The organism is Nitrospira sp. M1 (assembly GCF_965152605.1).
The window spans coordinates 464,301-484,323 of sequence record NZ_OZ224217.1 but is presented as its reverse complement, the minus strand read 5'-3'; the positions used below and the strand labels follow the sequence as shown (position 1 = coordinate 484,323).

Annotated in this window: 23 protein-coding genes and 1 tRNA gene; 7 read left to right on the top strand and 17 right to left on the bottom strand. The window is 46.3% G+C overall.

Features of this window, described 5'->3' with window-relative positions; translation table 11 throughout:
• Window positions 1–109 precede the first annotated feature (109 nt).
• Window positions 110–430, top strand: a complete 321-nt coding sequence (erpA, locus tag ACWHX8_RS02305) for an iron-sulfur cluster insertion protein ErpA (RefSeq protein ID WP_447970361.1) — start codon at window positions 110–112, stop codon at window positions 428–430.
• Window positions 431–524: 94 nt separating this feature from the next.
• Complete coding sequence (locus ACWHX8_RS02300) at window positions 525–1,313, top strand: 6-carboxytetrahydropterin synthase (protein WP_447970360.1); 789 nt, start codon at window positions 525–527, stop codon at window positions 1,311–1,313.
• 25 nt (window positions 1,314–1,338) lie between these two features.
• Here ACWHX8_RS02300 and ACWHX8_RS02295 read toward each other — a convergent pair whose 3' ends face one another.
• Window positions 1,339–1,677, bottom strand: a complete 339-nt coding sequence (locus ACWHX8_RS02295; protein WP_447970359.1) for a thioredoxin family protein — start codon at window positions 1,675–1,677, stop codon at window positions 1,339–1,341.
• Between the two features lie 104 nt (window positions 1,678–1,781).
• Complete coding sequence (locus ACWHX8_RS02290) at window positions 1,782–2,252, bottom strand: redoxin domain-containing protein (protein ID WP_447970358.1); 471 nt, start codon at window positions 2,250–2,252, stop codon at window positions 1,782–1,784.
• A gap of 372 nt (window positions 2,253–2,624) precedes the next feature.
• Here ACWHX8_RS02290 and ACWHX8_RS02285 point away from each other — a divergent pair, with 372 nt between their 5' ends.
• Window positions 2,625–5,012: a penicillin-binding protein 1A gene (locus ACWHX8_RS02285; RefSeq protein ID WP_447970357.1), complete on the top strand. Its 2,388-nt coding sequence runs from the start codon at window positions 2,625–2,627 to the stop codon at window positions 5,010–5,012.
• Window positions 5,013–5,031: 19 nt separating this feature from the next.
• Here ACWHX8_RS02285 and iscX read toward each other — a convergent pair whose 3' ends face one another.
• From iscX to ACWHX8_RS02250, 7 genes are all read right to left on the bottom strand, one after another.
• Window positions 5,032–5,247: a Fe-S cluster assembly protein IscX gene (gene iscX, locus ACWHX8_RS02280; protein WP_447970356.1), complete on the bottom strand. Its 216-nt coding sequence runs from the start codon at window positions 5,245–5,247 to the stop codon at window positions 5,032–5,034.
• A gap of 21 nt (window positions 5,248–5,268) precedes the next feature.
• Window positions 5,269–7,095 carry a Fe-S protein assembly chaperone HscA gene (gene hscA, locus ACWHX8_RS02275; RefSeq protein ID WP_447970355.1) on the bottom strand — a complete coding sequence of 609 codons (1,827 nt, stop codon included), beginning with the start codon at window positions 7,093–7,095 and terminating at the stop codon, window positions 5,269–5,271.
• A 144-nt stretch (window positions 7,096–7,239) separates the two neighbouring features.
• Window positions 7,240–7,917: a Fe-S protein assembly co-chaperone HscB gene (hscB, locus tag ACWHX8_RS02270; RefSeq protein ID WP_447970354.1), complete on the bottom strand. Its 678-nt coding sequence runs from the start codon at window positions 7,915–7,917 to the stop codon at window positions 7,240–7,242.
• 141 nt (window positions 7,918–8,058) lie between these two features.
• The gene (locus ACWHX8_RS02265; RefSeq protein ID WP_447970353.1) at window positions 8,059–8,412 is read right to left on the bottom strand and encodes a HesB/IscA family protein; all 354 of its coding nucleotides are present in this window, start codon (window positions 8,410–8,412) and stop codon (window positions 8,059–8,061) included.
• Window positions 8,413–8,454: 42 nt separating this feature from the next.
• Window positions 8,455–8,868: a Fe-S cluster assembly scaffold IscU gene (iscU, locus tag ACWHX8_RS02260; protein WP_447970352.1), complete on the bottom strand. Its 414-nt coding sequence runs from the start codon at window positions 8,866–8,868 to the stop codon at window positions 8,455–8,457.
• Between the two features lie 46 nt (window positions 8,869–8,914).
• Complete coding sequence (locus ACWHX8_RS02255) at window positions 8,915–10,129, bottom strand: IscS subfamily cysteine desulfurase (RefSeq protein ID WP_447970351.1); 1,215 nt, start codon at window positions 10,127–10,129, stop codon at window positions 8,915–8,917.
• A complete protein-coding gene (locus tag ACWHX8_RS02250) occupies window positions 10,126–10,599 on the bottom strand; it encodes an RrF2 family transcriptional regulator (RefSeq protein ID WP_447970350.1) in 474 nt (157 codons plus the stop codon). The genes ACWHX8_RS02255 and ACWHX8_RS02250 overlap by 4 nt, the downstream gene beginning before the upstream one ends.
• A 218-nt stretch (window positions 10,600–10,817) precedes the next feature.
• On the opposite strand from ACWHX8_RS02250, the gene ACWHX8_RS02245 reads away from it, so the two are divergent.
• A complete protein-coding gene (locus ACWHX8_RS02245; RefSeq protein ID WP_447970349.1) occupies window positions 10,818–11,231 on the top strand; it encodes a 2Fe-2S iron-sulfur cluster-binding protein in 414 nt (137 codons plus the stop codon).
• Window positions 11,232–11,308: 77 nt separating this feature from the next.
• Here the strand turns inward: ACWHX8_RS02245 and ACWHX8_RS02240 are convergent.
• The 8 genes from ACWHX8_RS02240 to ACWHX8_RS02205 form a co-directional block, all read right to left on the bottom strand.
• Window positions 11,309–11,384 (bottom strand) — tRNA-Asn (locus ACWHX8_RS02240).
• 206 nt (window positions 11,385–11,590) lie between these two features.
• Window positions 11,591–11,854 carry a hypothetical protein gene (locus ACWHX8_RS02235; RefSeq protein ID WP_447970348.1) on the bottom strand — a complete coding sequence of 88 codons (264 nt, stop codon included), beginning with the start codon at window positions 11,852–11,854 and terminating at the stop codon, window positions 11,591–11,593.
• A 146-nt stretch (window positions 11,855–12,000) separates the two neighbouring features.
• Window positions 12,001–12,279, bottom strand: coding sequence for a pyruvate ferredoxin oxidoreductase (locus tag ACWHX8_RS02230; RefSeq protein ID WP_447970347.1), 279 nt, complete (start codon window positions 12,277–12,279; stop codon window positions 12,001–12,003).
• 35 nt (window positions 12,280–12,314) lie between these two features.
• A complete protein-coding gene (locus ACWHX8_RS02225) occupies window positions 12,315–13,022 on the bottom strand; it encodes a 2-oxoacid:acceptor oxidoreductase family protein (RefSeq protein WP_447970346.1) in 708 nt (235 codons plus the stop codon).
• Window positions 13,023–13,052: 30 nt separating this feature from the next.
• Window positions 13,053–13,961: a thiamine pyrophosphate-dependent enzyme gene (locus ACWHX8_RS02220; RefSeq protein WP_447970345.1), complete on the bottom strand. Its 909-nt coding sequence runs from the start codon at window positions 13,959–13,961 to the stop codon at window positions 13,053–13,055.
• Window positions 13,962–14,025: 64 nt separating this feature from the next.
• Window positions 14,026–15,234 (bottom strand): transketolase C-terminal domain-containing protein, encoded by a 1,209-nt coding sequence (locus tag ACWHX8_RS02215; RefSeq protein ID WP_447970344.1) that lies wholly within the window; start codon window positions 15,232–15,234, stop codon window positions 14,026–14,028.
• Between the two features lie 133 nt (window positions 15,235–15,367).
• Window positions 15,368–15,979, bottom strand: a complete 612-nt coding sequence (locus ACWHX8_RS02210) for a carbon monoxide dehydrogenase beta subunit family protein (protein ID WP_447970343.1) — start codon at window positions 15,977–15,979, stop codon at window positions 15,368–15,370.
• Between the two features lie 284 nt (window positions 15,980–16,263).
• A complete protein-coding gene (locus tag ACWHX8_RS02205; protein WP_447970342.1) occupies window positions 16,264–16,743 on the bottom strand; it encodes a hypothetical protein in 480 nt (159 codons plus the stop codon).
• A gap of 126 nt (window positions 16,744–16,869) precedes the next feature.
• On the opposite strand from ACWHX8_RS02205, the gene ACWHX8_RS02200 reads away from it, so the two are divergent.
• From ACWHX8_RS02200 to xerC, 3 genes are all read left to right on the top strand, one after another.
• Window positions 16,870–17,694: a 3'(2'),5'-bisphosphate nucleotidase CysQ family protein gene (locus ACWHX8_RS02200; RefSeq protein ID WP_447970341.1), complete on the top strand. Its 825-nt coding sequence runs from the start codon at window positions 16,870–16,872 to the stop codon at window positions 17,692–17,694.
• 81 nt (window positions 17,695–17,775) lie between these two features.
• Window positions 17,776–19,092 carry a methylenetetrahydrofolate--tRNA-(uracil(54)-C(5))-methyltransferase (FADH(2)-oxidizing) TrmFO gene (gene trmFO / locus ACWHX8_RS02195; protein ID WP_447970340.1) on the top strand — a complete coding sequence of 439 codons (1,317 nt, stop codon included), beginning with the start codon at window positions 17,776–17,778 and terminating at the stop codon, window positions 19,090–19,092.
• Window positions 19,065–20,000, top strand: a complete 936-nt coding sequence (xerC, locus tag ACWHX8_RS02190) for a tyrosine recombinase XerC (RefSeq protein WP_447970339.1) — start codon at window positions 19,065–19,067, stop codon at window positions 19,998–20,000. Before trmFO ends, xerC begins: the two co-directional genes overlap by 28 nt.
• The last annotated feature ends 23 nt before the right edge of the window (window positions 20,001–20,023 follow it).

Below are 20,023 nucleotides of genomic sequence, written 5' to 3'. Positions count from 1 at the left end.
CACTCACGGTTCAATTGACAACATAGTCAGTGCTTGTTAGAATGAAAGACTCACGAAGAAACAGATTTTCCTTTTAGTTTCATCAACTTATAAAGGTGGAGGAATAGATATGGTAACCATCACTGAGATTGCCGAGCAAAAGATTAAAGAAATGATAGTGGAAGAAGAAAATGCCGTTGGGCTGCGTATTTACGTCAAAGGTGGCGGATGTAGCGGCTATCAATATGGGATGTCATTCGAAGATAAGATTGGTGATGACGATACCATGATTGAAAAAGGCGAGGTAAAGGTCATCGTTGATTCACAAAGCGCTCCACTCTTAAGTGGTGCAGAAGTGGACTATGTTGACAGTCTGCAAGGGTCTGGATTTGCCATTAAGAATCCTCAGGCCAAGAGCACCTGTGGTTGTGGCAGTTCCTTCTCGACCTAATCATCGAATCTCGTAGATCCTCTTAAAGGGGCTTGGATGTGCATCTCTTTATGATGACATAACCAAGCCCCTTTTTCTTGTTGGAGATACTCACATGGCAAAAGCGACACTAACGAAACGGACAGAGTTCTGTTCCTCACACCGTTATCACAACCCCAACTGGGATGATGCCAAAAATAAAGAGGTATTTGGGCCGTGCAATAATAAACATTCCCACGGCCACAACTACATGCTTGAAGTCACGCTCTGTGGTCCGATTGACCCGGTCAACGGCATGATCATTAATTTATATGACCTGAAGATTTACCTGTGGGATGTGCTCAAAGAATTTGATCATAAAAACCTCAACCTTGACACCCCGTACTTCACAGACAGGATTCCCACAACCGAAAACCTCGCAGTCACCTTATGGCAACGATTGGCAGAGCATCCTCATATGCCCCCAGTCGATCGCATCAAACTTTATGAAGATCATACGCTGTTTGCCGAAGTGACTCCCGAACTGCTGAACAACGGATCAACGCAATCCCCACATGCTGCTATCACGAGACGGTATCATTTTTCCGCAGCTAAAAACCTTCCTCACGGGCACACAACCGGCCACAACTATACTGTAGACATCACGGTCACAGGCCCTATCGCCTCCGACACCGGACAAGTCGTCAATCTCGGATCACTCGACCAAGTTGTGAATGAAAAAATATTGGAGAGGTTTAACGGGAAAAACATTTCAGAGGATGAAGCATTTCACGATGCGTCGCCTAGCGAATCTCACATTGCACGTGTCACGTGGCATGCCCTTCAAGACAAGATGACTGAAGCCGCACTGACTCATATTGCCGTGAGCGAAGAGACTGACTCACACGCGGTCTATCGCGGGTAATGGGGAGTGACGTTTCCTCAAAAACTCAGCTCGTCTTTAATAAATACTGATCGATTAAGAGAGCGAGTTCTGGAGACTCGACTTTTCCTGCTCGAGTCAACACAAGTGTTCCACTGACAAAGAAGTGAGTGGTGGGATAGGTCTCGAAGGTGTGCTGCTTCTTAATCTCTCGACATTTTCCTGGAACATGCATTTTCGCTTTGCCGATACGGACATTCGTATATTTCGCAGCAGTCTCCTCTAAAATTGGGTCATAGGCTTGGCAAGGGTCGCAGGACGCAATACCATAGGCCACCACAGATCCTGCGGCTTGCTTAAACTCTTCATAGTTTTCGTCTGTGACGTTTTCTACGGTTCCAGGCATATCGTTTTTCTCCGTATCTCGTATCATTGGTGGCCCGCTGGCCAGCCATGATACAAAAAAGGGGATCTCTCTTGAGATCCCCTTTTCATCAAGGTGTATCGGCATTAATTCATCGATTTAAGCGCTTCGAGAATTTCCTTGTCATCTCGTGCCGTCTTAATCTCTTGGACTTTCACATACCCGACCTTACCATCTTTCCCCACAATCACTGTTGCGCGCTTTGAACAATTCAGTGGTTCAAAATAAAGTCCATATGATTTACTAACGGATCGATCCATGTCTGCTAAGAGTTTGTGCTTGAGATCAAGCGAGTCGGCCCAGGCCTTGTGTGAAAAGAAACTATCACAGCTTACACCAAACAAAACTGAATCACTTGACTCAAAACTTGGGAAATCATCAGTCAGGCACTTGTTTTCCCCTGTACAGACAGGACTCCAATCTAATGGATAAAATGCCAGAACCACCTTCTTTTTCCCTTGAAAGTCACTAAGTTTGACATCATTTTGATCCTGATCCTTCATGGTAAAATCAGGAGCTGGATCACCAACTTTAATTTCGGCTGCAACATCGGACATGGACATATCCTCCCTGTTATTAAAGACAAAATAGGACTCTGACTATCTTATCAAAGTTGGTAACATGGGATCGAAATCTTTGTCAACACGCGTAAAAGGCCTAGATGTCTCATCTTCCCCTGCACAGAACTGAGAATCTTGCTCCAAGACTGCCTCTCTCATATTCAGGTGTGCAAACTCACACTCCCTGCATGTGGAAGTTACATGTCAACGGCTATAAGCAAGGGGCACATGGCTCTACGAAGAAGATATTGCTTACTCTCTTGTAATTTCCCCAAATGCAGAGTATCGTAAAAATATGTGGTAACGAAGTAATATTCCTTCCAGCCTTATATTTCAACGAGAACGAATTCACCCCGATAGCGCCCATTCATGGCAGATAAGCGATCGTTTCGAACATCTCTAAAACGTGTGCTGTTTTCCAGAAAACTGGTTATCAGTATTGCCCTATGTGGTGGGCTTATGCTTGGAGGGCTGATCGGCATACTCTGGGTGGGAACCCAAGGCTTACCTTCGCTTGAATCGCTGCAAGACTATCAACCAAGCCTCATTACCCGCGTGTACTCTGATGAGGGAGATGTCATTGGCCAATTTTTTGTCGAGCGTCGGATCTATATTCCTATCGATGGCATCCCTCAATCACTGATCAATGCCATCGTCGCCGTGGAAGACTCAAGATTTTTTGAACATCCCGGTCTCGACGTGGTTGGGATTTTTCGCGCAGCATGGACCAATCTCAAAAGTGGAGGAAAGGTTCAGGGGGCCAGCACCATTACCCAGCAACTGGCAAGAACCCTGTTCCTTTCGCGAGAACGCACATATAAACGAAAAATACGTGAGCTGATCCTCGCCTTTAAGATGGAACTGATCTTGAGTAAAGAAAAAATCCTAGAGATGTATTTAAATCAAATTTATTTCGGTCATGGCGCCTACGGAGTCGGCTCTGCCTCGCAAACGTATTTTTCCAAAGATCTCTCCGACATTACGCTCTCAGAGGCGGCAATCTTAGCTGGCCTACCCAAGGCTCCGAACACCTATTCGCCCTATCGTAATCCTGAGTTGGCTAAAAACCGGCAGGAACACGTCTTGGGCCGCATGGTTCAGACAAACTTCATTTCAAAAGCAGAAGCCAAGGAAGCCATCGAGGCCGAACTGACATTCCATCGAAAATCGTTAAAACCAATCGCATCGTACTTCCTCGAACATATTCGTCAAACGCTCGTCGCGCATTACGGAGAAACGATGGTCTACAAAGGTGGACTACAAGTTCATACGACCTTGAACGTCGCCATGCAAAAAGCGGCTGATGAAGCCGTGCATCGAGGGCTTCACGAATTGGACAAACGTCAAGGCTGGCGAGGACCGATTGGCAATCAACCCCTCACCGAACTCACAGAAAATCCTGTGAAATCCCCTGATGAACCCAATCCTCATGAGATCTTAAAAGCCATTGTCACGAAAACCTCGGACAAGTCAGCTGAAATTCTGGTTGAAAATGTTTACAAAGGCCACATTGCACTGGCCGATATGGCGTGGGCTCACCGCCGACTCAAACGGGGCAAAGAAGTGACTGAGGCTGTTCTTCGAACAAATCTGACCGCCAGAGAGATCTTGCAACCTGGAGACATCATTGAAGTCACAACCAAACATGGAGATCTCGAAGCTGGAGAGTTTGTTCTCGATCAAACTCCTCTCGTTCAAGGATCCCTGTTAGCCCTTGACCCTCGAACCGGCGCTGTTCTCGCCATGGTCGGAGGCTATGATTTTCAACGGAGCGAGTTCAATCGTGCCATCACGGCTCGACGGCAACCCGGCTCAGCGTTTAAACCCCTTATTTACGCCGCAGCCTTGAAAAATGGGTACACTCCAGCCTCCTTAGTCCTTGATGCCCCTGTCGTCTATGAACAGGAAGACGACGGAGAAATCTGGAAACCTGAGAACTACGAAAAACGTTTCTTTGGTATGATCTCGTTACGCGAAGCCTTGCGACATTCACGTAATGCAGCCACTGTTCGATTATTGGAACAGATTGGAGTGCAAGATGTGCTGGACTTATCCACATCACTTGGGATTACGAGCCCCCTGAGTCAAGACCTTTCCCTCGCGCTCGGCTCGTCAAGCGTCACCCTTCAAGAAATTACTTCCGCCTATGGGGTATTTGCCAACCAAGGACTATGGCTTCCACCGTATACGATTACCATGGTGAAAAACTTGGAAGGGGAAGTCCTGGAACAACATATTTTTGAACCACAACAAGCGGTTTCTAAAGAAACGGCGTATCTGGTTACCAATATGATGATGGACGTCATTCAAAGTGGAACAGGTCGAAGGGCCAAATCCATTGGTCGACCACTGGCAGGAAAAACGGGAACGACCAATAGTTATCGTGATGCTTGGTTTGTCGGCTATGCGCCAAACTTAGCGACTGGAGTGTGGGTAGGGTTTGATGGGGTTCGAACCTTAGGTCGCCTCGAGTCTGGGGCTCACGCGGCCTTACCGATATGGACTGATTATATGGCTAAATCCCTACAACCCTTGCCCGTAACGACATTTTCCATTCCGGAGGGCATCCGCTTTGCACAAGTTGATACTCAAACAGGGAAACTCCCGTCCCAGGAGTCAACACATATTAGCACTGAAGTGTTCGCAGAAGGCACAGAACCTTCAAAACCCGTCACCACGAAACCCACGCCATTAGACTTTTTCGAGATGGATCAAATTGGTCCATCCTCTGCCACCGCTAGCCCGCTGTTTGAATAAAACTCCTGAATCGGTGGCGCTATTTGTTATCGGTATATTCTTCATGCCAGGCCATTTGAATCGCTTCGAGCTTTTTTTCGTCTGAACCTTTCGGATCAGACGTAAATTCAGGCCAGGCGACAATCCAGGCATGCATGTCGGTAAATCTCACCGTGAGCGGATCAAGGTCTGGGTGTTCCTCTTGAAGCCGTATACCAATATCTTCTACATCATCCCATGTTAATTCTTGCGACATAATTTCCTCTATGGCTTGATTTCAACTGTCAGAAAAATCTGAAATTTTCTTACTTTCTAATGCTTCTTTCAGTGTGGAATCCATTAATACTTCAGCAAGATGATGCGTAACTTTCTCCACTTCACCTATCTTCGCACGAATAAGACGATGATCATCAGCTTCCTTGACGGTCTTTAATTCTCCCAGAACTCGTTCGATAGCTTCCACTTCGTTTTGACGAATTAAATCTTTCCCACGCCGCAAAGCTTTATCGGTGGCCATAAGTATGGCATCCGCTTCCGTTCGAGCCTCAATCACTTGTCGTTGCTTAATATCGTCGGCAGCAAATTCAAAAGACTCCCGGACCATGCTTTCCACTTCGTCATCAGTTAGCCCATGAGAAGGCTTTACCTGAACCGATTGTGCCTCTTCTGTTCGAATATCCTTCGCCGTAACATGTAACAGGCCATTCGCATCAATGAGAAACGTAACCTCCACCCGAGGCACCGCCGCCGGCAGGGGCGGCATTTTCAACTGAAATCTCGCCAGGCTTCGATTATCCTTCACTAACTCGCGCTCACCTTGAAGAATATGAATATCGACGGATGTTTGCCCGTCAACATAGGTGGTAAACATTTCTTTGGCACTCGTGGGAATCGTGGTGTTTCGACGAATCAACGCACTCATGACGCCGCCCATTGTTTCGATTCCTAACGACAAGGGCGTGACATCCAACAGAAGCATGTCTTTCTTGTTTCCGCTGAGAATATCGGCTTGGACCGCTGCCCCAAGGGCCACGACCTCATCAGGATTTAATTCACAATGAGGTTCTTTGCCGAATAATTCCTGCACGCGCCGACGGACTAAAGGCATCCTCGTGCTTCCACCAACTAAGACCACTTCATCGATTTGAGCCGTGTGAAGCCCCGCATCTTTCAAGGCAAGTCGACAAGGTTCTAACGTCTGTTCAATTAAATTATTGACTAACGACTCCAGCTCATCCCTGGTCCATTCTCGTTGATACATTCCTAGTTGATCAGGCAACTCCATGTTGACCATTGCCGTCTCATCAGTTGAAAGCTGCACTTTCAGTCGCTCGGCTTCTAGTCTGATCACTTGCATGAAATCTTCATGTTTGTGAGGATCGATGGAAAACTTTTCCTGTATTTCCTGTATGAACACATCTGATACCTGCCGATCAATATCATCTCCCCCCAAATGCGTATTGCCATTTGTCGCGAGTACTTCAAAAATTCCATCTTTGAGTTGCAAAATGGAAATATCAAATGTCCCTCCACCTAAGTCATAGACCGCAATGCATCCTTGGGTCTTTTTTTGGAGGCCATAGGCAAGCGCCGCAGCAGTTGGCTCGTTGATGATTCGCAAGACTTCCAGCCCAGCGATCAACCCAGCATCCTTCGTGGCTTGTCGTTGACTATCGTTAAAGTATGCGGGAACCGTAATGACCGCCTTCGTAATACTTTCCTTCAACTGCGTTTCAGCTCGACTTTTCAGCTCTTTTAAGATCATCGCGGAAACTTGTGGTGGCGAGTACGTTTTTTCACCAATCACAATTCGAATGACTCCGTTTTTTTCCTGTAAGGCGTACGGGAAATAGGTGAGTTCGTCGGTTACATCTTCCAAACTTTTTCCCATAAACCGTTTGACGGAGTAAATCGTACGGGATGGATCTTTCAGCAAATGTTCTTTCGCGGCCTCTCCCACAATCAGACCATTATCAGTCATCCCAACAATGGAAGGGACCTTGGCTTGTCCATGCTGCCCATGAATCACTTGAGGCTGACCATCAGTCATATATGCAACCAATGAATTGGTTGTGCCTAAATCTATACCAACTATACGAGACATAGTGTTCTTTCGTCGTCTTTCTTTATTCCGCTCGGTTCTGAAATGAAAATATTCCCGTCCGGGCTCAGGAACATAATCTGTGTTTCACAATAGCCACAAGCCAGTAACAACACGTTTCTCATAAAAGCATTATGATTCATGACCCTACCCTGCGGTTTCAATGAGATCGTTGACAATATTACGAACATACGTTTTATCTGAAAGAATTTCCTGCATACATTTTAATAGGGCATCTTTTTCTTCTCTCGCATCCGTCGAGTTCGGTGATCGGCGTTGAATCGCATCCCATTCACTGAACTTCTCTTTTAGGGAAGACTCCATTTGAGCTTGACGTTGCTCAAGGGCTTCACGATTTCCCTGCAACTTCTGACGTAACTCAGCCATCCGTGCCTGATCGGTATCAGGAGAAAGTGAACGATATTCATCCAAATCTTCCTGGAGTTCTAAAATTTCGTCAAACAAGTCGGCTGGAGGATTTGACCGGATTTCTTTCACCGATCCTGCCTCTAATCGAATTAAATATTCAGCACGTTGAATAGGGTCCTTTAATGTTCGATACGCCGTATTGAGCAGTGCTGAATTGCCAAGACTAATGACTTGCTCCTGATCATCCTTGTTCGAATAAAAGTCTGGATGAAATGTTCGGCTGAGGTCATAAAATGTTTCTTGGAGCTTTGCCTGGTCGATATCTAACAATCGAGGCAGTCTCATGCAAGTGAAGTAATCTAAATCTTTTGACAGTGGCTGGACTTTGACGCACTGGCCACAGAGATATTCACCTTTCACCTCTGATTGGCAATGCCAGCACATACTCCGTGCCATTGGCAATTCTCGAGATGATGTATGTGTACCGTGATGGTGTCCCATAGTTTCTACGCTTCTCGCACAACGGGCACGGCGAACTCTGCCATGCCCGTCAACGTCCAAGACAAAAACCGTTATTGACAATGTATCTGTACTAGGTCACGCGGAAAACGACTCCCCGCACCCACATGTTTTACTCGCATTGGGATTGATGAATTTAAAGGCACCACTCACCATATCTTTTTCATAATCGAGCGTCATGCCAGATAAATAAATTTCACTTTTGGCATCAATGATGACTTTTACGCCATCGACTTCAGAGACTGAATCGAACTCACCAATTTTTTCATCAAAATTGGTGGTGTAGCTGAGACCTGAACATCCACCGCCTTTAACCCCAAGGCGAAGCCCACCCTCTGTAATACCTTGGAGATCAAGCAGACGTTTCACCTCTTTTAAGGCAGCCTCTGTCAAATTCACGATTGGTTTTTCTGTGGTATCCGTTGTTTCCATTATCCACTCCTCTCTTTTACGCAAGTCCACACGTATCGTTATCTACGATGACGAGGCTGCGCTCTCAACCTTCGGGCTTTCCTCAGCCTTTTTCTTATAGTCAGTCAAAGCTGACTTAATGGCATCTTCTGCCAACACGGAACAGTGAATTTTGACTGGAGGCAAATTCAACTCTTGCACAATTTCCGTATTCTTAATTTTCCCTGCCTCTTCAACGGTTTTTCCCTTTAACCATTCCGTCGCTAAACTTGAACTCGCAATCGCGGAACCACACCCAAAGGTTTTAAACTTGGCATCCACAATTGTATCGTTCTCGACTTTAATTTGCAGTTTCATAACATCGCCACATTCAGGAGCTCCGACAATCCCAGTTCCCACACCATCCTCTTCTTTTTTGAAGCTTCCCATATTGCGAGGATTGTTGTAGTGGTCAATTACCTTTTCGCTATAGGCCATGATGTAAACCTCCTTATATTGACAAAAAACAGTGAAATCAATTTTATTAATGAGCAGCCCATTGCACGGTCTTCAGATCGACACCTTCTTTCGCCATTTCGTAAAGCGGTGACATCGCGCGCAAGTGGTTGACGGCTTTAACCATACGATCAATCGTATACTCCACTTCTTCTGCTGTATTAAACCGCCCAAGACCAAAACGGATGGATGAATGAGCGAGATCCGATCCAACGCCTAAGGCTCGTAAAACATATGACGGCTCAAGGGTCGCTGAAGTACAGGCCGATCCAGACGACAAAGCAATCTCTTTTACACCCATCAGCAAGGCCTCACCTTCGACGTAGGCAAAACTGAGGTTAAGGTTCCCTGGCAAACGCTCGGTACGATGCCCATTCAAATAGACTTCTTCAAGTTCCTTGGTAATACCTTCCTCCAAACGATCACGTAGCTTAATAAGCCGTTCGGCCTCGCTGGCCATTTCCTGTTCACAGAGTTCACAGGCTTTACCAAATCCAACGACAAGAGGAACAGGAAGTGTTCCGGACCGCATCCCTCGCTCATGCCCACCACCATGAATCATGGGTTCAAGACGAACTCGTGGCCCCTTGCGACGTACATAAAGTGCCCCAATGCCCTTGGGTCCATAAATTTTATGGCTGGAAAAAGCCAGTAAATCAACACCTAACTCTTGAACATCAACTGGAATTTTTCCAACGCCTTGCGTGGCATCGCAGTGAAAAATGATACCCTTTTCTTTAGCAATTTTCCCAATTTCCGCAATTGGATTAATTGTCCCAATCTCGTTATTCGCCAACATAATAGAGATGAGAATGGTTTTGTCAGTAATGGCATTTCGGACATCTTCAGGATTTACCATTCCGTCCTTACCAACATCCAGGTAGGTTACCTTCACACCTTTTTTCTCTAAAGCTTTTGCGGTATCGATGACGGCTCGATGTTCGGTGGAACTGGTGATGATATGATCACCTTTTTCACGATACATCTCCACCACACCCTTCAGAGATAAATTGTCAGACTCCGTCGCACCACTGGTGAATACGATTTCTTTTGGATCAGCATGAATTAACTGCGCAATTTGCTTTCGAGCTTTATCGACGCCTTCTTCACCCTCCCACCCAAAACTATGGTTTCGGCTCGCAGAATTCCCAAACTTCTCGGTAAAGTACGGAAGCATCACTTCCACGACTCTTGGGTCACATGGGGTCGTGGAATGATTATCTAAATATATCGGCAACTTCATAATTGCACTCCTTCTGCATTACGCGACTCAACAATAATTAATGGAGAACCCACCATCATGTCTTCGATGGACATACTATTCAATAACTGAGCAATACTTTCTTGAACACGTAAAAGCGGGGTACGAATATTACAACGATCCATTTGATCACATGATGAATCCTCTTTTTCGTGATAACAATCAGCAATACCAAGCGGACCTTCAATCGCCTCTAACACTTGCGCAATGGTAATGAATTTTGGTTCACGTGCTAAGATATACCCGCCCTTGGGTCCATTATGGCTTTCAATAATATCTTGCTTCGCTAATGTTTGAAGCACCTTAGCCAGAAGTTCAACAGGAATATGATATTCTTCTGCAACCTCCTTGGTATTGACGACACGCGCCTCTGTCAGGTCGGCAAATTGGATAGACGCCATGTAGTGTAAGGCCATCAACGCATAATCAGCTTTTTTGGAGAGTTTTAACATAATAAACTTTTGAAATAGCTACTAAACCCGACTATTGTACTCGTACTTATGCTAGCATTGACCTCCGCACCTAGTCAAGACTAAAATGGTCGGAGATTCAAATCGTCGGAGTTAAATGAGTCTATGTTCTAACTTCAAGGAAAGCTAAGCACTTAGACAATTTTTCCACAAATAGCCAAGCAAGTTATTAAAATTAACGAAACTATAAAGGAGAATTCATGGGAGGTAGTAATCCGTATATCGAAAAAATTGAGGCACAACCTGCAACAAAATCATTCACCATTACCTTTAAGGCACCTGACGATACGAGAGAAATCAAGGTTGATCCGGAGAAAATACCCTACGGTGATACTGGCTTGCCAGGTAGCGTCTTAGATATTGCCCTTAGCGCCGGCATTGACTTGGAACATGCCTGCGGAGGAGTCTGCGCCTGCTCCACCTGCCATGTGATCGTCAAAGAAGGACTCGATACCTGCCCAGAACCAACCGAGGACGAAGACGACCAGCTTGAGGAGGCACCAGGGCTGTCGCTTCAATCACGATTGGCCTGTCAATGTGTACCGAATGGGGAGAAAAATTTAGTGATCGAAATTCCCGAGTGGAATAAGAATCTCGTAAAAGAAGCACATTAACCCGTAGGCGAGACAAGTAGGTAAGGCAGACAAATGATAAAGAAAAGGCTAGCGAATATGTTCGCTAGCCTTTTATATGGCTCCCCGGGCAGGACTCGAACCTGCGACCATTCGGTTAACAGCCGAACGCTCTACCAGCTGAGCTACCGAGGAATACACTTAGGATCAATGTATGGACAAGAAAAACGATGAAACTATACCATACTCACTATAATGGTCAATACTGAATTATCCATTTCATTCACAACGCCTACCATAAACAAACCCTCAACTCACAGATCCATAAATAAGACTGTTCAATTTTACATATTACAGGCACCTTAAGGATGCAGACGAGACCTGGATAGTTTCACAAGCAATTAAAATTGGAAGTCTGCGGAATCTTCTTCACCCTCCTCAGCTTCAGAAGCCCCACCATCAGAAAGTGCCACAAAGTGCCGCGCCCAAGACAAGTAAATATTCGCACTATCTTTCATCGCATCAGCACCATTTATCAGCTTCGTGACCACTTCTGGATCACCGCCTGATGTCTCCATTTCTACCGCTCTGGATTGGAGCATACTGTGGAATTGCTGCATTTCAGCTCCAATTCCCGCCACCTTTTCTCGCAATTCATCACTCATGATCTTACCTTTCCTGTCGATTGAAAACTGCGACAGGTTATAGATGTTGATAGCCACCTATCATTCATCAAAACAAGACAGAAAACGTAAAAAAGCCTCGCGATACTCAAGATAAAATCGCGAGGCCTTCTTAAGACAACGTTTCGTTAGCCCTGATAAGCTTGGCCAAGTTCAGCAGCTTCACCCGCTTGGTCCATCAATTTCCCATCCGAACTCACAGCGACCATATCAATTGCTTGATGTTTTGCTGCATCGCACACAACTTTACACAGCTCACAGCCCTTACACCGATCGATAGCTACCTCGGCAACCATTTTTTCAGAATTTAAATCAAGGCAATTGGCTTCAGGACAATACATAATGCAAAGCCGACAGCCTTTTTTCGCTACACACTTCTCATCTGTCACTAGGGCAACATTATACATCTATCTCTTTCCTTCACTGAGAGAGGTTCTCGATATTATGCGGCAGCAGCGGGCTCTCCAACTATTAACTCCACATTATTTTTCTCCGCCCATTCCGCAGCCATTTCATACGACCTGGCAACCGTATCAAGATTTTTTTTCAACAACATTTCTTTTTTGGCAAACTTCTTCTTAATGGCCTCGTCTAAAGTCGCTGTACCACCGGATGCAACGAATTTCTTCCCAAATCGTTCTTGTAAGGCCAAGTCCAAACCATTCATGCTTACGCACTTGGTGATCCCAGCCACAGAACCAATCATGGTCATGTTCGTGGCTAACTCAGTGCCCGCGACGTCAAGAGCAATATTTGTCCCGGCAATATTAAACACCGACACATTCAAATCTTTGAGACGCTTCACATCTTCATCCGTTAAGAGTGGCATATCCGTATTGATAATTACCAACCCACCCTCTTTGATCCCTGAATAAAATGGCATCGTGTAACTCTTCCCCATAGTGATGACCTGAGGATGAAACACTTGAATAACGTCTGGGAACACAAGTTCGCCACGGTCAAAGATCTTTCTTATTCCAATTCGACAATAGCTCTCAGCAGGTGCCATGCGTTTTTCGGCCCCAAAAAATGGATTCGAAATAGCAAACTTTCCATCCTTCGATGCAGCCATGGCCATGACATGAGCCGCCGTCACGGCCCCTTGCCCTCCAAGCCCAGACATTCGTATATTGATTCGACGTAAAATCATGGGATATCTCCTCTCACATGTCCTATCAGCTTATACCGTTTGGCTAGCGAGTTGCCTTTTAGCCTCAGCTTTTCGCTCTTTTTCCTTAGCTGCCATCTCAGTCAACAATTCCTTCGCCGGTTCACTCACGTATTCTTTGTAAGCAAATCGTTCGGTTGGCTTTTCAGAGTCACGCATTTCCTGCAAGCCTTCCATACTATTCTTCCCAATTTCTAAAATACACGGCGTATACAACTGCAAGTAGGTTGGCCCAATCTCTCTAGCCACATGAATAGCATTTTTAATAACTTTTTCAACTAAATTTGGTTTACTCACCGTGCAATTCACAACATAGTGACATCCAGATTCTCTTGCAATTTCAGGAAGACGAACTTTTTCGAAGGTCTTTCCAACTGGAGCCATTTTCGCCACAAATCCCTTCTGCATCAGACCGCTCTCTTGCCCACCAGTATTGGCATACAATTCGTTGTCAAAACAAATAGTCGTAAACTTTTCCTGACGGAACCACGCCTGCAAAGTCATGTCCAATCCAATATCGACAGTTGCTCCGTCTCCGGCCAATACCACCACATCTTTGTGTTGATCCGGGAAACGAACGCTAAGCGCTCGCTTAAGCCCAGAGGCGATTGCATTTTGGTTCCCAAACAAGGAATGGATATTGTGAACAGCCACATGCGGAAAGACTAAGCTTGTACATCCCGTCGATCCAACCATGACGGTATCCTCAGGGTTTGGCAATGACGCAAGGATATACCGAAAAGCCATGGACTCTGGACAACCAGCACAAAGAGAATGCTCTTCAATAAGCTCCTTTGCATTACCAATGTCTTTCCATCCTCGTTGCTCATTCCCGTATGTGGCCCTTTGAACTAAGTCCTGATATTCAGGAGGCATAATTTCAAACAATTCTTCTGCAATCTTTATTCGTTCTTTGCTCATAAATAGCTCCTTTATTCGTTATCTGTTTGAGAGAAATGCCCTCATAAAATACTCACAAGGCTTCTCAGCCTCCTCGTCCGGCGAGCGAAGGTGCCTTCACACCCAATACCGTCTTGATCTCTGCAGCGATAATTTCTGGAGGCATGGTCATGCCGCCACAGACATGGGGACCAGCATGGACCCGTTCATTATTTTGAATTGTGGATTTCACTTCACGGGCAAGCCAACCAGTGACATTAAATTCAGGAACAATAATATGCTTCGCATGTTTTGTGGCTTCTTTAATTTCCTCTCCTGGCCATGGCCGCAAGGTCTTGACCTTCACCAGCCCAACTTTGATGCCTTCATCTTCTAAAATCGCAATAGCTTCTCGGCTTTGAGAAACTGCAGTCCCAGATGCAACCACAACAACATCCGCATCAGTATTCTCTGTATCAATCAATCCATTCATCCAACCGATTGTGTGCTTTCTAGACCGTTCAACAGCTGCCCACACTTCTTGCTGCCAACTTGCATGAGTTGCATAGCTAATATAGTTACTTTTCATCACAAACGGATCTCTCATCATGCGGACTGGTGGGCATTCCATATCCATGCATGGAACCGGTGACCGGTAGGGGTCATACGGTGGAAGACACATATCAACTGGGGTAAGATCGACCATATCTTTTGTATGGGTCACGAAAAATCCGTCACAGCATAAGGCCAACGGCAAATGAACGTCTGGCTCTTCTGAAACCATGTACCCCAACAGAATCCAGTCATAGAAATCTTGAGCAGTTTCTGCATGCCATACGAGCATTCCCGTTTGCATTAAGTAGGAAATTTCCAAAGTATCAGGTTGAATTGAAAGCGGCGAGTTAATACCTCGACAGGTCACAATCATCTGAATGGGAAGCCTAGCTCCTGCCCACATCGGAAAATTTTCCATGGCGCGCATAGTCCCTGGCCCCGCGGTGGTGGTAAACACGCGAGCTCCACCAAAAGCCGCACCTGCACATTGTGACATGACGGCAAATTCACTTTCCCCTCTGAAGTAATCGCCAATGTATCCTTCGGCAAAAAGTTCACCGCATAACGCAGCTGCTTCACTTTGTGGCGTAATAGGGTAGGCGACCATGATATCGCAAGAAGCTCGACGTACAGCCTCCTTGATGACTTCACTGCCAGTGAAAAATGAAGGCGTCCTTGGCGCCTCATGCATCATGTGCCTGGGATCGGTAAACGTTTGCCCTTTATTGTTTTTTTGACCGATGACTGATTGAGTCGCCATGAGTACGGCCTCCTTTATATGATTTAGTTCACATTAGGGGCGTAACCCGAAGTCATTTAAGACGAAAGTCACGCGACTAATTAGGGTAGATACTCGAAAAATATTTACGTTCAGATAGTCAATACGCCTCTTGCTACTTTGGTGGCTCGACCGTTCCCTTTAATTTTTTCACCCAATCCGCCAGTCTCAATATCTTATCAGCGGTCGTATCCCGAACAGAAAGCATGGCATCCTCATGCCCAGCCTGCGCACACATGGCGATCGTATAACAATCCGTTCCACCACGAATGATCTTTAGTGATAAATTCGCTTGGTGACAATGCACCCCGACAAAAATACACGCGTCAATCTTATTATGCCAAATGGTCAAGTTTGGATGATTAGGATTGATCTCAATCTCTGGGTTTATTTTAGGATATTTCGGTCTATAATCTGGCATGGGGATAAGCATTGGCGTTTGAGTGGAGGCCACAGAATCCTTCAAGGTCTCAAACAGATGCCGAATCGCTTTGGCTTTTTTCGCCGCTTTTTCATTCCATGCCCAGAGCACGAGCGGGCCAGGGAAAATGGTGGGAACCTTCGCAGAAAGAAATTGCGTAGCGGCTTCTTCCATCGCTTGTTCCTCTGGCACAATCGATCCATGAATATGTCCCTGCCCAGGATCCGGCAAACTATTCCCCATACTCGCAGCTGAAGGAGGAAGAAAGTGTTCAGGTCCCGGCATTACCTTATAACGTGTGGTCATTTTCTTTAAAATCTCCAATGAGTTATAAAATTAGCCTCTTGTTGTAATGACATCCATAGTATTCTTCACTCTATGGGAAACAGGGAATATTCGCAACCTCGAAAAAGGCCCAAGCGTTTATTTAATTAGACTAACGAGAAGCGCAAACATGAGTCTTTCGCCCTACCTAACAGAGAGGTAACGCTCAGTATAGGGACACATTTTACACCTTGTCAAATGCCAAGGATGGAGGATCTCATCAAAACTCAACAGTCGTTATAGGCACATTACGACCTACGGCCAACTCATCGATCATTCACATCGATGACCTGATAGGCCCACTCCGCCTCCCCTTGCACCTGAACGGAAGAAGAAAACGGAATGGAAATTTGAAAATCTCTGGCCTGCCCAGGAGGAACTTCCTTCGAAACACGCCCTTGCTCTTGAGCAATAACTTGGCAAACATCACGCTCGCAATCGTTCACGGTGACTTCAACGATCACTTGATGCAAGGGATTCACTGGAGATTGATTGAGAATCCGTCCACTCACCACATAGGATTTAGCATTTAACCCTGGCTTCGCCTGCATACGTTCAAGTACAACGTGCGAAAGCGGGAAATTCGAATGAGCAAGTTCTCGTTCACGGTTATCAAGCCAAATAATGAGAGCGACGACACTGATCACTCCCGCCAACGTTATCCAGAGCGCACGTCGAAATTGAGGGAGAAAAAACGCAGCCAAGAGCAAAACAAGAATAGCAATAAGGATAATGACACGAAGCATCTAAGTTTCCGTTATATTAATGTAGATTATGGCCATCCATTTCAGTGCCGACACCGTACAAGGCCTTTGGCTACGCACATTCATGGCACGACAACCCACCTCTCACCACGACAAGGAGCATAGTGAATGATCGATCTCTCGTCAGAATTAACAACAGCCTCTCGCCTTGCTCGGGAAGCGGGCACGCACATTATGAAAATCTACGAAAAAGACTTCTCGGTATCATACAAAGGACCGTCCGACCCCGTCACTGAAGCCGACCAACAAGCCAATACCATCATTGTTGATGGACTCAAGCAACACTTCCCACAAGATGTCATCGTGGCTGAAGAAAGTCCTGCACCAATCAATCTTTCAGCAACAGGCAGGGTTTGGTATGTAGACCCACTCGACGGCACCAAAGAATTCATCAATAAAAATGGAGAGTTTTCGGTTATGATCGGACTGGCCATTGATGGCCACGCCCAACTCGGGGTCGTCTATCAACCAGCTCAAGACATTCTCTATACCGGACTGACTGACCGGGAAGCTTCCATGGAAACGACTTCTGGACGGACACCACTCAAAGCCTCCACAAATCAACAACCAGAATCGCTCATCCTTATTGTCTCCCGCTCCCATCGAAACCCGAAGATCGATACCATCAAACACCACGTTGGCATAACCAAAGAGTTCCCGTGCGGGAGTGTCGGGTTGAAAATTGGGGCCATCGCGAAACACGATGCCGATGCCTACATTGAGCCCGGCCCATTTACCAGCTTATGGGATGCCTGCGCACCAGAAGCTATCATACGAGGCGCAGGCGGACGATTTACCAACATTTATGGTGAGGCAATCCTTTACGGGTATGATACCCTAAAAAATACGAAAGGTCTTGTGGCGACAAATGGAGCCTGTCACGACCACGTCATTCAATCAATCAGCCCAATCACCGAACAAATCCGCGGTTGACAGATTTTTCGTAAGGCTCTTAGAATTCGTTTTCTTTTTATGTATCACGTTGCTCAACCTTCATTCGAATTTATGAAAAACATGCGAGACGATATTGTCATCATCGGAGGTGGATTAGCCGGGTCGGAAGCCGCCTGGCAGGCCGCCAATCAGGGGGCCAAAGTGACCCTCTATGAAATGCGCCCGAAAGAAGAGACCGCAGCCCACAAAACGGACTATCTTGCAGAAATTGTATGCTCAAACTCTCTCGGGTCAAATGACGCATTAAGCGCCCCAGGTATCTTGAAAGCTGAGATGCGGCGGCTAAACTCCTTAATCATTCGCATAGCCGATGAAGTGCGAGTTCCAGCAGGATCAGCGCTAGCCGTCGATCGCGACCGATTTGCGTTAGGCGTGACTCAGGCCCTTGAAGCTCATCCCAACGTACGAATTCTAAGAGAAGAAATAAAAGAGATTCCTGATGATGCGGTGAGTATCGTGTCAACCGGACCACTGACCTCCAACAGCTTATCCAACTCGATGAGTGAACTGACGCATTCCAAGAACCTGTACTTCTTTGATGCTATCGCACCCATCATTGATACTGATTCCATCGACATGACCAAAGTCTTTCTCGCATCTCGATACGACAAAGGTACCGCCGATTACCTCAATTGCCCCATGGATCGTGAAACTTACGACCGTTTTTACGATGCCTTAACCGAAGCTGATCGAGTGCAATCCAAAGAATTTGAAAAAATCCCTTACTTTGAAGGCTGCCTCCCCGTTGAAGTCATGGCAGAACGTGGAAGACAAACGCTCCTGTTTGGTCCGCTGAAACCTGTCGGGCTTATTGACCCGCAAACGGGAAAACGACCGTACGCCGTACTCCAGCTTCGCCCAGAAAATATCCATGCCTCTTGCTATAATATGGTAGGCTTTCAAACAAAGCTCACGTATCCAGAGCAAAAAAAGGTCTTTCGAATGATCCCAGGCCTTGAAGAGGCGGAATTTCTTCGGTGTGGGAGCATCCATCGAAATACATTCATGAATTCTCCGGACCTCATAAAAGATACGCTTCAGCTCAAAACACAAGAGCACACATTCTTTGCTGGGCAACTCATCGGCGTCGAAGGGTACGTTGAAGCGGCTGCGAGCGGAGGCCTGGCGGGAATAAATGCAGCCAAAGCTTTGGCCGGTCAACCGATTATCTCTCCACCGGAGACGACCGCACATGGAGCCTTACTCAATTACATCACCACAAGCGATGCAAAATTCTTTCAACCCATTAACACCAACTTCGGGCTATTCCCACCTTTTCCTGCGCCGATTCGGGACAAGCAGGAAAAGCGAAAGAGGATTCAACAACGAGCTGAAGAAGAGTTCACCAAATGGATGACGCGATCAGGGCTTTCGTGACGTTTCTCGACGTTGAACAACACGCGTCACCTGAAACCATTCGCAGCTACCGTTCCGACTTGCGACAATTTGCAAGTTTCGTGAAAACCACGTCCGCTCATCCGGAGGCCACATCAGTTCCGGCATCAGTTGACAACCTAACGATTCGGAACTATCTACGGTGGCTAGATACAAAAAATGAAAAAAAGTCTACCTTGGCAAGAAAACTTGCGACACTCAAAAGCTTTTATCGTTTCTTAACGCATGAAGGATGGGCAGACATCAATCCTGCGGCACAGGTTCGAACGCCGCGACAAGGCCAACACTTACCCAAGGTTCTCACGAAAGATGAAGCCGCAACACTTATGGAAGCCCCCGAAGGGGCAAGCTTTATGGCCACAAGAGATCGGGCCATCCTTGAAACGCTCTATTCAACGGGAATACGAGTCAGCGAACTTGTCGGGTTAGATTGGGATGATGTGAATCTCCAATCTGGCATTGCCCGGGTTCAAGGGAAAGGGAAAAAGCGACGTATCGTCCCGGTCGGCGATGTGGCAATCCAAGCCCTACAAGACTATCGAGAGCAATGCAGACAAAAGGGAAAGAACGAGCAAGCTGGTGGAGAACAGAAAACTACGGCCCATGTGGACCACCAACTTTTTAAAAATGTTCGAGGAGGCCGTCTCACCAGTCGAAGCGTGGCACGCATCGTGAAGAAATTTTCACAACAGCTTCCTCATGGTGCCGTCGCCCCGCATACGCTGCGGCATTCGTTCGCCACTCATCTTCTTGATGAAGGAGCGGACTTGCGCGCCATACAAGAACTCCTCGGCCATAGCTCATTAGCCACCACACAAAAATATACTCACGTCGCAACCGATCGCCTCATGGAAGTTTATGATCGCGCTCACCCTCGGGCAGGCGGATAAACCTATTCATTAACTCCCGATAC

What these genes read in the sequence shown, in the direction of transcription:
- erpA (WP_447970361.1), top strand. Translation starts at nt 110, where the DNA reads ATGGTAACCATCACTGAGATTGCCGAGCAAAAGATTAAAGAAATGATA.
- ACWHX8_RS02300 (WP_447970360.1), top strand. Translation starts at nt 525, where the DNA reads ATGGCAAAAGCGACACTAACGAAACGGACAGAGTTCTGTTCCTCACAC.
- ACWHX8_RS02295 (WP_447970359.1), bottom strand. Translation starts at nt 1,677, where the DNA reads ATGCCTGGAACCGTAGAAAACGTCACAGACGAAAACTATGAAGAGTTT.
- ACWHX8_RS02290 (WP_447970358.1), bottom strand. Translation starts at nt 2,252, where the DNA reads ATGTCCGATGTTGCAGCCGAAATTAAAGTTGGTGATCCAGCTCCTGAT.
- ACWHX8_RS02285 (WP_447970357.1), top strand. Translation starts at nt 2,625, where the DNA reads ATGGCAGATAAGCGATCGTTTCGAACATCTCTAAAACGTGTGCTGTTT.
- iscX (WP_447970356.1), bottom strand. Translation starts at nt 5,247, where the DNA reads ATGTCGCAAGAATTAACATGGGATGATGTAGAAGATATTGGTATACGG.
- hscA (WP_447970355.1), bottom strand. Translation starts at nt 7,095, where the DNA reads ATGTCTCGTATAGTTGGTATAGATTTAGGCACAACCAATTCATTGGTT.
- hscB (WP_447970354.1), bottom strand. Translation starts at nt 7,917, where the DNA reads ATGGCACGGAGTATGTGCTGGCATTGCCAATCAGAGGTGAAAGGTGAA.
- ACWHX8_RS02265 (WP_447970353.1), bottom strand. Translation starts at nt 8,412, where the DNA reads ATGGAAACAACGGATACCACAGAAAAACCAATCGTGAATTTGACAGAG.
- iscU (WP_447970352.1), bottom strand. Translation starts at nt 8,868, where the DNA reads ATGGCCTATAGCGAAAAGGTAATTGACCACTACAACAATCCTCGCAAT.
- ACWHX8_RS02255 (WP_447970351.1), bottom strand. Translation starts at nt 10,129, where the DNA reads ATGAAGTTGCCGATATATTTAGATAATCATTCCACGACCCCATGTGAC.
- ACWHX8_RS02250 (WP_447970350.1), bottom strand. Translation starts at nt 10,599, where the DNA reads ATGTTAAAACTCTCCAAAAAAGCTGATTATGCGTTGATGGCCTTACAC.
- ACWHX8_RS02245 (WP_447970349.1), top strand. Translation starts at nt 10,818, where the DNA reads ATGGGAGGTAGTAATCCGTATATCGAAAAAATTGAGGCACAACCTGCA.
- ACWHX8_RS02235 (WP_447970348.1), bottom strand. Translation starts at nt 11,854, where the DNA reads ATGAGTGATGAATTGCGAGAAAAGGTGGCGGGAATTGGAGCTGAAATG.
- ACWHX8_RS02230 (WP_447970347.1), bottom strand. Translation starts at nt 12,279, where the DNA reads ATGTATAATGTTGCCCTAGTGACAGATGAGAAGTGTGTAGCGAAAAAA.
- ACWHX8_RS02225 (WP_447970346.1), bottom strand. Translation starts at nt 13,022, where the DNA reads ATGATTTTACGTCGAATCAATATACGAATGTCTGGGCTTGGAGGGCAA.
- ACWHX8_RS02220 (WP_447970345.1), bottom strand. Translation starts at nt 13,961, where the DNA reads ATGAGCAAAGAACGAATAAAGATTGCAGAAGAATTGTTTGAAATTATG.
- ACWHX8_RS02215 (WP_447970344.1), bottom strand. Translation starts at nt 15,234, where the DNA reads ATGGCGACTCAATCAGTCATCGGTCAAAAAAACAATAAAGGGCAAACG.
- ACWHX8_RS02210 (WP_447970343.1), bottom strand. Translation starts at nt 15,979, where the DNA reads ATGACCACACGTTATAAGGTAATGCCGGGACCTGAACACTTTCTTCCT.
- ACWHX8_RS02205 (WP_447970342.1), bottom strand. Translation starts at nt 16,743, where the DNA reads ATGCTTCGTGTCATTATCCTTATTGCTATTCTTGTTTTGCTCTTGGCT.
- ACWHX8_RS02200 (WP_447970341.1), top strand. Translation starts at nt 16,870, where the DNA reads ATGATCGATCTCTCGTCAGAATTAACAACAGCCTCTCGCCTTGCTCGG.
- trmFO (WP_447970340.1), top strand. Translation starts at nt 17,776, where the DNA reads ATGCGAGACGATATTGTCATCATCGGAGGTGGATTAGCCGGGTCGGAA.
- xerC (WP_447970339.1), top strand. Translation starts at nt 19,065, where the DNA reads ATGGATGACGCGATCAGGGCTTTCGTGACGTTTCTCGACGTTGAACAA.